At 50.7% G+C, this 16,572-nt stretch carries 6 protein-coding genes; all 6 read left to right on the forward strand.

Features of this window, described 5'->3' with window-relative positions; translation table 11 throughout:
* The first annotated feature begins 2 nt into the window (after positions 1 to 2).
* Entirely contained in the window at positions 3 to 3,116 is a 3,114-nt protein-coding gene (locus ACYVAM_RS05365; protein ID WP_461064687.1) for a SusC/RagA family TonB-linked outer membrane protein, read from the forward strand.
* A gap of 89 nt (positions 3,117 to 3,205) precedes the next feature.
* Positions 3,206 to 4,801 (forward strand): RagB/SusD family nutrient uptake outer membrane protein, encoded by a 1,596-nt coding sequence (locus tag ACYVAM_RS05370; RefSeq protein WP_461064689.1) that lies wholly within the window; start codon positions 3,206 to 3,208, stop codon positions 4,799 to 4,801.
* A 101-nt stretch (positions 4,802 to 4,902) separates the two neighbouring features.
* Entirely contained in the window at positions 4,903 to 8,133 is a 3,231-nt protein-coding gene (locus ACYVAM_RS05375) for a VCBS repeat-containing protein (RefSeq protein ID WP_461064691.1), read from the forward strand.
* A gap of 72 nt (positions 8,134 to 8,205) precedes the next feature.
* Positions 8,206 to 11,595 carry a VCBS repeat-containing protein gene (locus ACYVAM_RS05380; protein WP_461064693.1) on the forward strand — a complete coding sequence of 1,130 codons (3,390 nt, stop codon included), beginning with the start codon at positions 8,206 to 8,208 and terminating at the stop codon, positions 11,593 to 11,595.
* Entirely contained in the window at positions 11,592 to 14,954 is a 3,363-nt protein-coding gene (locus ACYVAM_RS05385; RefSeq protein ID WP_461064695.1) for a VCBS repeat-containing protein, read from the forward strand. Before ACYVAM_RS05380 ends, ACYVAM_RS05385 begins: the two co-directional genes overlap by 4 nt.
* Before the next feature lie 117 nt (positions 14,955 to 15,071).
* Positions 15,072 to 16,427, forward strand: coding sequence for a vanadium-dependent haloperoxidase (locus ACYVAM_RS05390; protein ID WP_461064697.1), 1,356 nt, complete (start codon positions 15,072 to 15,074; stop codon positions 16,425 to 16,427).
* Positions 16,428 to 16,572 lie beyond the last annotated feature (145 nt).

Consider the following 16,572-nt stretch of genomic DNA (forward strand, 5'->3'; position numbering starts at 1 on the left):
CTATGATGGACAAATCCTACAAATTGAGTCACTTCGGTGGTAACGTAGGTCAGGTTGGTATCTGCCAACCCCAGGCATCAAATCAAAAGGCTTTCTTTAGCGTTTTGGCGATGCTGGTAATGATACTGCTGCTGGGTAATACCTCAGCGTGGGCACAAGGACGTACTGTGACTGGGAAAGTAGCGGATCCAACCGGGTTCGGCTTACCAGGTGTTAGCGTTCAGATTAAAGGAACGACACGGGGGACAAACACGAATGCGGATGGTGTCTATACACTAACGGACGTACCGGACAATGCCACAATTATACTGAGCTTTATTGGTTACACGACGCAGGAAGTTGCGGTTGGTAACCGCGCTACGGTAGATGTAAAGCTTGTTGATGACACCAAGGCACTTCAGGAAGTCGTTGTGATTGGGTATGGTACGCAAAAAGCCAAAGACGTTACCGGTTCGGTAGCGACGCTGGGGCCAAAAGACTTCAACAAAGGGGTCATTTCGTCGCCGGAACAATTGCTGCAGGGTCGCGTAGCGGGTGTGCAAATCACACCGGCCAGTGGGGAACCGGGCGCTGCCAACAACATCCAGATTCGGGGTGCTGTATCGTTGCGGGGTGGTAACACGCCGTTGTACGTAGTTGATGGTGTTCCACTCGATGGTGGTGACTTCAGCAGTGGTACGCCGGATTTCGGTACGGGTACAACAACGGCTCGTAACCCACTGTCGTTCCTGAACCCGAGCGATATCGAAAACATCTCGGTATTGAAAGATGCCTCGGCGGCTGCTATTTATGGTGCACGGGGTGCCAATGGTGTTGTCCTGATCACGACCCGGAAAGGCAAAGCAGGAGCGCCACAATTTAACTTCTCGGCCTCTGCTGCCGTTTCGACATCGCTGAAGAAGTATGATCTGCTTTCTCCCACTGACTTTCTGGCGGGTGTAAAAGCAGCCGGTGGCGACCCAACGCTGTCGACCGTTAACGCAGGCGCATCGACGAACTGGCAGGACCAAATTCTCCGTACCGGCGTATCGCAGATTTACAACGCCAGCTTTGGCGGTGGTACCAACGATACCCGTTATCTGTTCTCCCTGGGTTATCAGGATCAGCAGGGTCTTGTAAAAGGAACGGGTCAGAAGCGGATCACGGGTCGTATCAACGCTTCGCAGGATCTGTTCAATAAAAAAGTAACGATAGCGGTCAATGCAACGACTTCGTCGGTAACGGACCAATACGCACTGACAGGTAACCAGGCCGGTGCGCTGGGTAACCTGTTCGGCGCTATGATCAAAGCTAACCCTACGTATCCGGTTTTTGCAAATAGCAGCGATACAGCTTCTTATTACCAATTGGCGGGTGGTTCGTATCGTAACCCACGGGCTATGTTGGACTATTACCACGATAAAGGCGTTACGAATCGTACATTGGCCAACGTGAGTGCTACCTGGACGATTATGGATGGTCTATCGGTAAAAGCAAACTTTGGTGTTGATAACTCGACCTCGACCCGGACGACCACCATCGATTCACGATTGAATGGACAGTTCAACGTTCCGCTGGGCTCAGTAACGAACCCAGTGTATGCAGATCCAAATACGGGATTGGGCGGAGCGGCTTATATTAATAACCTGAATCGCTTGTCTAAACTGGTCGAGTACACCGTAAACTACAACAAAAATGTAGGTCCTGGCGTACTTGAAGCGGTCGCTGGGTTTGCCTATCAGACGTTCGGAACACGGACGAGTTATATAGCTGCCAGCCGTTTCCCCTTCAATGAATCGGTCATCGACTATGCAGATAACATTGGATCGGCAAACACCCTTACGGGAACGGCCATCGGTGGTGGTTCGACACGGAACCAGAATGACCTGCAGTCGTATTTTGGCCGGGCTAACTACAACCTCAAAGAAAAATACCTGTTGACGGCAACGGTACGGGTTGATGGATCGTCGCGCTTCGGTATTAACAACAAATACGGAACCTTCCCATCAGTGGCAGCTGCCTGGCGTTTATCGCAGGAGAGTTTCGTTCCGAAGAACATTTTCGATGACCTGAAACTCCGGGCCAACTATGGTATTGTGGGTAACCAGGACTTTACGGGCGGTGCCTCGAAAATCATTTATACCTACAACAACACGGGCGCACAGGTTCAGCAGAACAACCCGAACCCGGATTTGAAGTGGGAACAGAACACAACAACGGGTGTTGGTATCGACTTCAGTGTGCTGAAAGGTAGACTGGCCGGTTCGATTGATTACTACCACCGTGCTGGTTCGAACACGCTGTTGCAAGTATTCTATGCACAACCAGCTCCGGTTAACTACAAGTGGATCAACCTGCCAGGCGAAATCGTCAGCAAAGGTATAGAGTTGAACCTGACGTACCAGGTCGTTCAAAAGCAACAGTTTGGTTGGGAAGCGTTGTTTAACTTGACCACGGTTGACGTTAAAGCGCAAAATATTGCAACCGACCAGGCTGTAGGCGCTATCAGCGGACAGGGTCTGTCGGGTGCTTATGCAGAGCGTATTACCAGCGGATATCCACCATTTGCCTTCTTTATCCCGACCTTTACCGGGTATGATGCCAATGGGTACGCGACCTATGCCGACAATAGCCGGGCCAACTATCAGGGAAGTCCGTTTGCTAAACTGCGTTTGGGTTTAACGAACAACTTTACGTTTGGCCAGTGGACGGCCAGCCTGTTCGTGAATGGTCAGTTTGGCGGCAAAATCTACAACAACACAGCCAACGCCTTATTTGCTAAGGGAGCGCTTAAGAACGCGGGTAATGTAACGTATGATGTCGCTAACAGCGCAGAAAATGGCTTGAACCCAGCTTCGGTATCGACTCGTTTCCTGGAGAAGAGTGATTATGTACGGATTACGAACCTGACAATTTCGCGTCGGTTTGACTTACCCCAGGGTGGCTTTGCCAAGTCGCTTTCATTGTCGCTCACGGGCCAGAACTTGTTCATCTTCACCGGCTATACCGGGTTGAATCCAGATGTTAACACGGTGACGTTTAATAACAATGGCAATGGTATTCCATCGCTGGGTATCGACTATACGCCATACCCAACACCCCGTACAGTAACATTAGGATTAAACGTTGGATTTTAAGCAATCTTAAAGGCCTTCTGTTCGTATGTACTAATCAGATTGATTAGATATGAACGGAAGGCACAACACACTACTTATTTCTATACAAAATGAACGTATCTAAATATCAGACCATTGGAATACTGACGGCCACTTTATTAATTGGCTCGTTTGGTATCAATGGCTGTACAAACCTGGACGATAAAGTGTTTGGGTCACTTTCATCGACGGATGCTACACTCGGGGCCGTAACATTAGACCCGGCTGCTACATTGCAGGGTGCTTATCAAGCCCTGAATCCGATTGCCAACAGTCAGGGTCGGGCCTATGCGTTGGAAGAACACCCTTCTGATGAAATGATGGGGCCAACCCGTGGTACGGACTGGGACGATTTCGGCGTATGGCGGAAACTGCACCAGCACACCTGGGACTCTCAACACGTAGAGGTGTTAAATGCATGGAATGACCTGAATACGGGCGCTTTCCGTGCTTCGCAGGCCGTTTATGCGGCTGGATCGAATCAGTCCTTAGTGGCTCAGGCTAAATTCCTGCGTGGTTTCTTTACGTCTTACATCGTGGATTTGTTTGGCCGCACCCCCGTTCGCCAAGTAACGGATGCCGCTGATGCCAATCCAGCTGTGTTAAGTCGTCAGGCTGCGTCTAACTTCGTTATTTCTGACCTGCGTGCTGCTTTCAACGGGCTTCCTACCTACACGACGGCGACAGCTAGCATAGCTACCAAAGAGGCAGCAGCAACTATGCTGGCTAAGATGTACCTGAACCGGGCCGTTTATAATCAAGACCCTAAAAGTCCAGCGGGCCCTTACACATTTGCGAAAGCGGATATGGACTCAGCCGTATATTTCGCCAATCAGGTGATTTCTTCAGCTAAGTTTGCTCTGACCGCAAAAGGTAAATACTTCGATAACTTCCACTGGGATAACGATGCCCGTTCGCAGGAACTGATTTTTACCATTCAGAACACCGCGACGGCTCAGCCAGGCAGCGTTCAGAACCGGTATTTTATGACCGAACACTACAACCAGTACATCGGTGCCTGGAATGGCTTCACAACGCTGGCTGATTTCTACAATAGCTTCGAAGCCGCCGACGAACGTCGTGGTGCTTCTCCGTCTGATTTGACGCCCCAAACCGGTATGACGGCTGGTTTTCAGGTTGGTCAGCAGTATGGCGCGCCGGCTAAGGGTAGTACCGCGCTTGTTCCGCTGAAAGACCGTAGTGGTAACCCACTGGTCTTTACGCCTGCTGTAAACATCGCCCTGGCTAACGAGGTAGCCGGTATCCGGGTCATCAAGTACCTGCCAAACCCGCTTACCTACAACAACCCAACCAATGACTACGTCCTGCTGCGTTATGCCGACGTTCTGCTGATGAAAGCAGAAGCGCTTGCTCGCGGTGGTACCGATACACAGGGGCAAACAGCCGCTGGTATCGTAAATAGCGTGCGGACAACACGGGGTGCCTCAACGCTGTCAACGGTTGACCTGCCCGCTATTCTGGCCGAACGTGGTCGTGAATTGTATTGGGAAGGCTGGCGCCGGAGCGACCAGATTCGCTTTGGTGTCTTTACGAACCCAGTTGATCAGCGCCCAACCAAATCGCCTGATACAGCCGTGTTATTCCCATTCCCACAACAGGCCATTGACAGTAACCCAAATCTGCAGCCGCAGAATGCTGGGTACTAAACTAGCCTGATTCGATTGACAGGACAGCAGCCCGGTATTGGGCTGCTGTTTTGTTTTCCTATCCGTAGCAATACGCCTTATCTGGTAGCGTTTATTGGCCAATGAAAGCTGTTCTTCTCGTTCTTATTCTTCTTGCTTGTCTTTCCTGTCGTGATGATAAACCTCGATTCGTCGTTACGAATCCAGCTGAAACTGGTGTTGCCTTTACGAATCAACTGACCGAAACAGAAGAGGAAAACGTACTGGCATTCGAGTATTTTTATAATGGGGCGGGAGTAGCCGCTGGCGATCTGAATAATGACGGTAAAGTCGATCTGTACTATACCGGAAATCAGGTAGCCAATAAGTTATTTATCAATAAAGGCGGCTTTGCCTTCGACGATATAACCACAAAAGCAGGGGTGGCTGGCCGCACGGGTGGCTGGAAAACGGGCGTTACCCTGGCCGACGTAAATGCCGATGGCTGGCTGGATATTTATGTCTGCTACGGAGGCTTGCGACCAGATTCGCTCCGCAAAAATCAACTGTTTATCAACAACCACAACCTGACCTTTACGGATCGAGCCGCCGAATATGGGCTGGCGGACTCTGGCTATTCGGTGCAGGCTAATTTTTTCGATTATGACCTGGATGGCGACCTGGATTGCTTCCTCATCAATCATAATCTAAAGAATTACCAGCGCAAAGAAGCGTCGGTTATGCGGGCCGAACGGGATTATAATGCGGGCGATAAATTATTAAGAAATGATGGCAAAGTTGGAGCAGCCTCTATTCACTTTACCGATGTGTCAGAGCAGGCAGGTATCAAAGGAAATCCGCTGGGTTTTGGACTCGGCGTCTCCGTGTCGGATATTAACCGCGACGGGTATCCCGATGTCTACGTAACGAATGACTTCGTCGAGGATGATTACTGTTACATAAACCAGGGGAATGGCACGTTTCGGGACGAGCTACGAAGCCGGATCGATCATACATCCTACTCGGCCATGGGTGCCGACATTGCCGATCTGAACAACGACGCCCGGCCCGACATCATGACGCTGGACATGCTGCCCGAAAGCAACGCCCGTCAGAAACTGTTGCCCTGGCCGGATAACTGGAACGTGTATCAGGCCCAGTTGAAGAATGGGTTCTGGCACCAGAATATGCGGAATATGCTCCAGATTCAACAGCCCGATGGCGAGTTTGCCGAAATTGGTCAGCTGGCCGGTGTCGCCGGTACCGACTGGAGCTGGGGCGTCGTTCTCGCTGATTTTGACCTGGATGGCTACAAAGATATTTTTGTCAGTAATGGCACCCTTCGCGATTTTACCAACGCTGACTTTATAAAGTTCTCTGACGACAATGCGGCTCGACAGGCGGGTGGATCAGTACTCGACCAGATCAGGCAAATGCCGTCGACCCGAACGAAGAATTACATTTTTCGGAACAACCACGACCTCACGTTTACGAATGAACAGGCCGCCTGGGGCTTTGATGACCCAACGATCTCCAATGGATGCGCCTACGCTGATCTGGATGGCGACGGCGATCTGGAAATCATTACCAATAACCTGAATGAACCCGCCCGAATTTACCGGAACAATACGCAGGAAACAGCCCCGGCTAATTACCTCAGTGTTCAGCTAAAAGGCCCGTCAGGCAATCCGTTCGGTATTGGGGTCATCGTAACCGTCGGTGCCGATAAAGCACAACAGGTGCAGGAATATTTCCCGACGCGGGGATTTGAGTCGTGTAGTCACGGTAATCTACTGTTTGGAACGGGCACGGACGTCAAAACCATCCCTGTCACGGTACGGTGGCCAGATGGCAAAACGCAGGTTTTACCCGCTGTAACGCCCAACCAGACGCTCACGCTGGATTACCGTCAGGCAAACGCAGCTACATTGGCTCCCGCAACGCGCACTGGTGATCAGATCTTCTCGGCGGTCAATGCCATCGACTTCACGCACAAACTCGATTCAACCAATAATTTTGATCAACAGATCTTATTGCCCATTCAGTATTCAGCTACCGGCGTTCGTATGGCCACGGGCGACGTGAATAACGATGGCCTGATGGACCTGTTTGTTGGTGGCAATAAGTTGCAGCCGGGGCAACTGTTTTACCAGCAGGTAAATGGTTCATTTATGCCAGTCGCATTGCCGGATCAAATGAAAAGGATAACAACGGATGCCGTGCTGCTGGATGTCAATGGCGATAAGCAACTTGATTTGTATGTCGTAAACGGCGGCTATAGCGTTCGGGAGGCCAACCAACGGCAGGATCAACTCTGGCTGAACGATAAAGGCACCTTTATATCCAAGGCATTACCTACTGAAACCGAGAATGGAAGCTGCGTTAAGGTTATTGACATTGACCGCGATGGTGATTCGGATTTATTCGTAGGGGGGGCGGTTCGCCCGTTTAAGTTTCCGGCGTCTGACGAGAGCTTTTTGCTGATCAATGATGGCCAGGGAAACTTTAAAAAACAGCCACTTGGGCAAATCGGAATCGTGTCGGATGCGGCTGTTCTGGACATCAATAACGATAGTTGGCCCGACCTGGTGATTGTCGGTGAATGGATGCCCGTTACGGTTCTGCTGAATCAGCGGGGAAAGTTGTCGACTACCAATCAGAAAGTCTACGAAAATTTGGCGGGCTGGTGGAATCGGATCGAAAAGGCTGATCTGGATGGCGACGGCGACGATGATCTGATTCTGGGCAACCTTGGCCTGAATACGCAGATAAAAGCCAGTGAGGCCCAACCGGCTACGCTGACCTACGACGATTTTGATCAAAATGGCACCCTCGATTTCTTCATGAGCTATGCCATTCAGGGGAAAGTGTATCCGGCCTACTCGCGTGATGAGATTTGTGAACAGGTACCGTCGCTGCGAAAGCGGTTTACAACTTACCAGGCTTATGCCGACGCAACTCTGAATGAGTGCTTCGACGAACAGCAGCTTCGTCAGGCCAAAGTCAGGAAAATTAACGAATTGCAAACGCTCATGCTGGAAAATAACGCCGGTGATTTAGTTGTTCACTCACTGCCTACGGTCGCTCAGTATGCGCCTGTTTATAGCATTCTGGTGGATGATGTTGACCGGGACGGGAAGCCCGATCTGTTGTTGATGGGCAACAATTCCCGCATGCGTCTACGGATTGGTAAGGTTGACGCGAATCACGGCCTGCTACTGCATAACCAGGGTAAATGGCAATTCAGTGAGCGTTCAGCCCAGGAAACCGGACTGATGGTGCGGGGCGATGTGCGCGATGTGAAAAAAGTGAACGACTATATCGTTGTTGGTGTCAATGGAGAGAAGATACTGACGTTTAAACAAAAGCCTTGATAGCTGGAAATCGATATCCTGCCACACGGGCCAATTCGGTTGATTACGTAGCTTGATAAATTAACCAAACAAATGAATAAGAACGTAGGCTTGCTGGTCATCTGCCTGAGCGGATTGATTGCATGTCATAAGAAGCCCGAACCGCTTTTTGAGAATTTACCAGCCTCCGAAACCGGTGTTGATTTTGTGAACCGGAGTCTGGATAAAAAAAACTTCAATATTTTCAACTACCGCAATTTCTACAACGGGGGCGGGGTCGCCATCGGTGATGTGAACAACGATGGGCTGCCCGATCTGTTTCTAACCTCTAACTTCGAAGCCAACAAGCTGTATCTCAACAAAGGCGGGATGAAGTTTGACGACGTAACCACGAAGGCAGGGATTATCGGTAAGAAATTCTGGTCGACGGGTGTCACCTTTGCCGACATCAATGGCGACGGGCTACTGGATATTTACGTCTGTAACTCGGGTAGCCGCGACGAACGCGGCAATCAATTGTACATCAATCAGGGCGTAAAGAACGGTGTGCCCACCTTTGTTGAAAAAGCAAAGGAATATGGCCTGTTCGATGGTGGTTTCTCGACCCACGCGGCCTTCTTCGACTATGACCGCGACGGCGACCTGGACATGTACCTGCTCAACAATAGCTTCACACCCATGGATCGGCTGGGATTTGCTAACATGCGTGATTCCCGCGACAGACTGGGCGGGGATAAACTGTTTCGCAACGAAGGACCGGGTAAGCCGTTCCGGGATGTGAGCGCTGAGGCAGGCATCTACGGGAGCCTAATCGGGTTTGGGCTGGGCATTACCATTGGGGACGTGAACAACGATAACTGGCCGGATATTTATATCTCGAACGATTTCTACGAGCGCGATTACCTGTACATAAACCAGAAAAACGGCACGTTCAAAGAAGACATCGAGAACGAAATGGGGCACATTAGCCTGGCATCGATGGGTGCCGATATTGCCGATGTGAATAACGATGGTAATCTGGACATCTTCGTGACGGACATGCTGCCAGACGATGATTACCGACTTAAAACCACAACGGCTTTCGATAGCTATGAATTAAATGAACTTAAGGAAACCCGCGATTTTTACCACCAGGATTCCCGGAATATGCTTCACCTCAACAACGGTGACGGCACATTTTCGGAAATCGGGCGCATGGCGGGCACCAGCGCAACCGACTGGAGTTGGGGAGCTTTGTTGTTCGACATGGATATGGACGGCAAAAAGGATGTGTTTGTGGCCAACGGTATTCTGAAAGACTTGACCGATCAGGATTATATCGCTTATCTGGCCGACAATCCCGATCTGCAATCCATGATTCAGGGCACCAAGAAGTTTGATTACAAAGACTATGTGAATAAAATGGGGTCCAGCCCCATTCCAAATTATGCGTTTCGGAATACCGGCAACGGCATGCAATATGAAAACAAAGCCGCCGACTGGGGATTAGGTGAACCTAACTTCTCGAATGGTTCGGCTTACGGCGATCTGGACAACGACGGCGACCTTGATCTGGTCGTCAATAATAACAACTCGCCCGTGTCGATCTTCAAAAACACGTCGGTAGAGAAGGAAAAGAAGGCGTTTCTTCGCGTACAGCTCAAAGGAGGTGCCCAGAATCCCAACGCCATTGGCGCCAGAGTGTATGTGTATCAGGGTAAGGAAATGCAGTACCTGCAGCAGATGCCTAACCGGGGGTTTCAGTCGTCGGTAGACCTGACCATGGTGTTCGGTTTTGGGGGCGCGGTGGCTGGGAAACAGCCGGTTATCGATTCACTCGTTGTCATTTGGCCCGACCGGTTCGATGGTGCCGACAAGAAGCAGGTCATTCGGAACCCTGCTGTCAATACAACGCTGCATCTGTCGTACAAAAATGCGGATCAACTGGCGCTGCCACCTGCCAAACCAAGTGCCGCCACCCGCCTGTTTACCGATGTGACGCAGGCCGTTAAGCTCGATTATGTGCATAAAGAAAATGACTTTGTCGACTACAACCGGGATGGTCTGCTGAAGCAACTGCTCTCCCGCGAAGGGCCCGCACTGGCCGTAGGCGACATTAACGGAGATGGCCTGGATGACGTTTTTCTGGGCGGGGCGGCCAACATGCCCCGATCATTGTACGTGCAGCAACCGGGGGGTACCTTTGCCCTCCAGAAACAGCCGTTTCTGCTCGATGCTATTTATTCTGAAGACGTAGCGGCCACCTTTTTTGATGCTGATGGCGATAAAGACCTGGACTTATACGTGGCTACGGGCGGCAACGAATTTGACGATGTCACGTACCTGGCAGATCGGCTCTACCGAAACGATGGCAAGGGAAACCTTACCTGGGACAGAACCATGCCTCGTAGTTTGAACAATAACTCCTGCGTGGCTGCCGCCGATTTCGATCTGGATGGCGATCAGGATTTGTTTGTGGGTAGCCGGATGATTTCGGGGCAGTACGGCCAGAATCCCGACCAGTTGTTCATGGTCAACGATGGCAAAGGAAACTTCAGGAAAGCAACGCCGGAATTTATGCCGTTTGCCAAAGAGATTGGCATGGTGAAAGACGCCGTCTGGGCCGATATTGATCACGATAGCTACCCCGACTTGATTCTGGTGGGCGACTGGATGCCCATCACCATTTTAAAAAATAAACAGGGCAAGGGATTTGAGCGTGTCGAGAATGACAGGCTGACCAATTCGGGGGGCTGGTGGAATACGATTCATGCGGCCGACCTCGACAATGATGGCGATCTGGATTTTGTGCTCGGCAACCTCGGTCTGAACAGTCGGCTGATGGCGTCGGGTACGGAGCCGGCTCATCTGTATGGCAATGATTTTGATCGGAATGGCTCTTACGAGCAGATTATCACGTGTTATCGGCCAGGGCCTGACGGAAAAGAACACGAGTGTGTAGTGGTTCAGAAGCCGGATTTACAAAAACGGATTCCATCCATTAAGACCAAGTACATCAAGCATACCGATTACGCCAAAGCCAGTTTTGAGGATATTTTTTCGGCTCAGCAGCGCGAAGGAATGACCGTGAGGACCGCTCAAATGGCTGAGACATCCATCCTGATCAATGACGGAAAGGGTAATTTTACGCTTGAAGCCTTACCCATCCAGGCACAGACGTCGCCCATTCAGGCTATCCTGACAGGGGATTATAACCACGACGGAAAAACGGATATTCTGTTGACAGGTAACTTTTTCGATGTGCTGACCGAAGTAGGGCGGTATGACGCCAATTATGGGTTGCTACTGCTCGGCAACGGGCGGGCGAAGGATGGTAAGCTGCGGTTTACGGGTACAAAGCCCGAGCAGACCGGTTTCTTTGTGCGTGGGCAGATTCGGCGGATGCTGGCTGCCCGTGGGGCAAATGGAAGCCAGTTCATTGTCTTGGCCAAAAATAACGATCGGGCGCAGGTTTTCGCGGTCTCAAAAGGCGGTAAACCATGATACGATTCCTGTTTGTTCTTGTTGGTTGTGCACTTTTCCTGGCAGGTTGCTCGTCGGGGCCAGCGGTGCCCGAAAAACCGCTTTTCCAACGGCTGGATTCGGCCCAAACGGGTGTTAGTTTTCGCAATGAATTACGCAACACAGACAGCTTGTCTATCCTGGATTACCTGTATTTCTACAATGGTGGCGGTGTTGCCGTGGGTGATCTGAACAACGATGGCCTGAACGATATCTACTTCGTCTCTAATCAGGGCCCTAATACGCTTTACCTGAACAAGGGGAAATTTGCCTTTGCGGACATAACCGCTCAGAGTGGAACAAGGGGCCGGGCCGACTGGCAAACGGGCGTGACCATGGCTGATGTCAATGGGGATGGGTGGCTCGATATGTACGTGTGTGCCGTCAATCAGTTTAAAGGCTTGAAGGGCGTCAATGAGTTGTACATCAATAACGGGCCTGGCAAGGATGGTGTCCCGACATTTACCGAGCGAGCCGCTGACTATGGGCTGGCGTTTGCCGGTTTTTCCACCCAGGCTGCTTTTTTCGATTACGATCATGACGGTGATTTAGACTGCTTTCTGCTGAATCACGCCGTCCATACATCCCGCAGTTTCGATAATGTGTCGACCCGTAACAATCGGAACCGCGAATCGGGCGATTATCTGTTTCGCAACGATGGTGTTAAAGCGGGTCAGGCGCACTTTACGGATGTAAGTGAACAGGCGGGTATTTTTGGGGCGGCTATGGGCTACGGCCTGGGCATTGCCGTAGCTGATCTGAACAACGACGGCTGGGAAGACCTGTACGTGTCCAACGACTTTCACGAGGATGATTATTACTACGTCAATAACCACAAAGGGGGCTTTGTTGAGTCGGTCCGGCAGGCGTTTGCGCATACGAGCCGGTTCTCGATGGGAAACGACGTGGCCGACGTAAACAATGATGGTTTCCCGGATGTGATGACCCTCGACATGTACCCGGCTGATGAGACCGTCGAAAAATCCTCTCAGGGCGAGGATCCGCTGGACATTTACCGCTATAAGCTTTCGTATGGCTACATGAATCAATATAGCCGTAACTGCCTGCAAATTAGTCTGTCCGGAAAAAAATTCATGGATATTGGCATGATGGCTGGGGTTGCTGCCACGGACTGGAGCTGGGCACCTTTGTTAGCCGATTACGATAATGACGGAATCAAGGATCTGTTCGTGGCCAACGGTATTGCGCGTCGGCCAAACAACCTCGATTATATTAAGTACATCTCGAATGGCTCGTTGCAGAATGAGTTGAGGAATTCATCCCGGCTGGATGAAAAAGCAATTCAGCTCATGCCCGAGGGTAAAGTCCACAATTACCTGTATCGCGGAACACCCAACCTTGAATTTGAAGACAAGTCTGCAACCTGGGGTTTCGAGACACCAACGCTTTCGTGCGGGGCTGCGTACGCTGATCTGGATAATGACGGTGATCTGGACCTGGTTACGAACAACATAAATGATCCCGCCGGATTGTACCGGAATGAGGCAACGACGTTGTTCCCGGCAAATACCCATTTGACCGTTAAGCTCAAGGGCGATTCGCCTAACACATTTGGTGTGGGCGCTAAAGTCATCCTGAAGTATAGTGACTCCCTGCAATTCCAGCAGTTGATGCCCACCCGAGGGTTTGAATCGTCGGTTGCACCCGAATTGCTGTTCGGTTTGGGCAAACGGTCAACCATCGATTCGCTTATTGTGATCTGGCCGAATGGCCGGATGGAAGTTCAGAAGCATATTAAGGCGAATCAGGTTATAACTCTTCAGCAGGGAAACGCCCGGCTGGACGGCACCACGTATCGCTACACCCTTAATCCCGGTAAGCCCCTATTCGCTGATGTGACAACGACTGATTCGATACCGTACCGGCATCAGGAGGATACGGATTATTTTGACTTCGTTCGGGAGTCGCTAATGCCGTTTAAAGTGTCCACCGAAGGACCGCATCTGGCCGTGGCTGATGTGAATGGGGATGGTCTGGACGACATGTATGCTGGAGGTGCCCGCTGGCAGGCGGGTAGTTTGCTGATTCAGCAACCGAATGGTAAATTTTCTCCATCGGCTCAACCTGACTTTAGGAAAGACTCGGTCTATGAAGATGTCGACGCCGTTTTCTTCGACGCGGATGGCGATAAGGATCTCGACTTATACGTTGTTTCAGGGGGCAATGAGTTCTATAACAAAATGCCGGAGCAGTTCGACCGGCTTTATGTGAACGATGGCCGGGGTAATTTCAGCCGGTTGGCTAGTGCACTTCCGCCCATGTATGACAACAAAAGCTGCGTTCGGCCGGTAGACATTGACAAAGATGGTGATCTGGATTTGTTTGTTGGGGGCCGGGTGGTTGGCATGGCTTATGGAAAGTCACCGAATTCCTATTTGTTGATCAATGATGGCAAGAAAGGCAGCCAGCCACACTTTTCGGACAAAACGGATGAAATGGCTCCTGATCTGCGCAAAGCGGGCATGATAACGGACGCCGTTTGGGCCGATTATGATGGCGATAAAGACGTCGATTTGATCGTGGCGGGTGACTGGATGCCGATTCGCATTTTTGCCAATAACAACGGAAAGCTCTCGGAAGAGAAATCCATCACTGACCAGGAAACGCCCCTGAGTGGATTCTACCAGCGAATCACTGCGGCTGACTTTGATCAGGATGGCGATATTGACCTGATAGCGGGCAACTTGGGGACGAATACCAAACTTCGTAAAACGCCCGATTCGCAGCTACGAATGTGGATAAAGGATGTCGATAACAACCAAAGTACGGAGCAGATTATTGCCTACAATCGCGGTAACGAGTGGTTCCCGCTGGCGTTTAAAGATGAGTTGGGTAAGCAAATGCCCAGTATCGTCAATAAACGATTTACGGACTACGTATCTTTTGCCGGTAAGCCGTTCGAGGCCGTTTTTTCAGACGATGACCTGAAAGGGGCCGAAGAACGCACAGTCGATCAGTTTGCGTCCGTTTATCTGGAAAATGTGAATGGGAAATTTATCGTCCATGAGCTGCCTATGCTGGCTCAGGTCTCGAAACTATTTGCTTTACAGGCAATTGACATCGACCACGATGGCGATCTGGACGTACTGGGCGGTGGTAATTTTTATGGCGTCAGTACCTATCAGGGGCGTTACGACGCCAATTACGGCCTGGTGTTGCGCAACGATGGCAACGGTAAATTTGTCGCGCTCTCGCCAGTCAATTCGGGGTTCCTGCTCACTGGCGAAATACGGGATATTCGTCCGGTGCGCACTGCTCAGGGCGTTTTGATCCTGGTGGCCCGAAATGATGCTGGCCTACAACTTTTCAAGTTGCGTTAAGAAAGCTTGCCCTTGTAACTGAGATCAATCTTTATTTTGTCTGATATTTTCCGTTAATTTTGTAAGATGAATCAATTCTATTTGGATTGATTTCCACGTAAACTTGTCATTAAGAGTATGAATACTATGCTTCGCTTTGGCTCTCTGCTGGCTCTGTTGCTGGTCGGATTGAGCGGTTGCCAGAAGCCCGCGTCTCCTGCTGAATACAATGCAAAGGCGGCTAACCCCGAATACTATAATTCGGCGCTGAACAAACTAACGGAAGTTATTATCCACGATATTTTTTCGCCACCCGTTGCCAGCCGGATTTATTCGTACGCAAATTTAGCGGGCTACGAAGCGCTTGTTCCCTTTGATCCCCAATATCAGTCGCTGGGTGGTAAGTTGAAGCGATTTCAGAGCGGCCCGAAGCCGGAAGCCGGAAAAGAGTATTGCTTTCCATTGGCCAGTACCCGCGCGTTTATGACCGTTGCCCGGGCTCTGACGTTCTCGGTTGATTTCTATGACGAATTTGAGAAGCCATTTTATGAGCAGTACAAGAAAGACGGCGTTCCCGATGAGGTGTATGACCGCTCAATGGCGTATGGCGAAGCCGTAGCGAAGCATATTCTGGACTATGCGGCCAAGGATAGCTATAAACAAACACGAGGGTTCAAACATACGGTCACGAATGAAGAGGGCTCGTGGGTACCTACGCCCCCCGCGTATATGGATGCGGCTGAGCCTCAGTGGAATAAGCTTCGTTGCTGGGCTATGGATACCTGCAATCAATTTATGCCGCCACGGCCTTTCCCCTATAGTCTGGCTAAGGGTAGCCCCTACGAAAAGGAGCTGGATGAAGTCTATCAGATCGGTAAAAACATGGATAAGCAGAAACAGGATATCGCCTATTTCTGGGACGATAATGCATTTGTGATGAATGTAGCGGGGCACGTCATGTATGCCAGCAAGAAAATGACACCCGGTGGTCATTGGCTGGCCATAGCACAGACGGTTGCCCGGAAACAAAAGCTCACAATGATGCAAACTGTTGAAGCCTACGCGCTTACATCATTTGCGCTGAGCGACGGGTTTATATCCTGCTGGGATGAGAAATACCGGAGTAAAACGGTTCGACCGGAAACGGTCATCAATAAATCGTTTGATCCAAAGTGGACCCCTTTTCTGCAAACGCCCCCTTTCCCCGAATATCCCAGCGGGCATAGTGTTATTTCTACCGCAGCCGCCACGGTTCTGACGAATTTAATGGGGGATAATATTGCCTTTACCGATTCTACAGAATTCCCCTACGGGCATGGCGTCCGGTCCTTCACGTCTATCCGAAATGCGGCCGACGAAGCGTCGATCAGCCGGTTATACGGTGGCATTCATTACCGGTCAGCCCTTACGAACGGACAGATCGAGGGTGAAAAAGTTGGGAAGTGGGTAGTCGAAAAAATCCGTGCCCGTAAATCGGGCGTAGCACAACGGTAGAGTAGCCTCTCATGTTATAAAGTACCCCCGTTTGGGGTACTGGTCGAAACCGCTGATGGAAAAAATCCTTATTTCACTACCGGGGCAGGTGAAAGGCTGTAGGCTGTATTAAAAGGTTTTGGCTGGCCAAGTTTGGTGAATGTCA

The organism is Spirosoma horti, assembly GCF_054776595.1.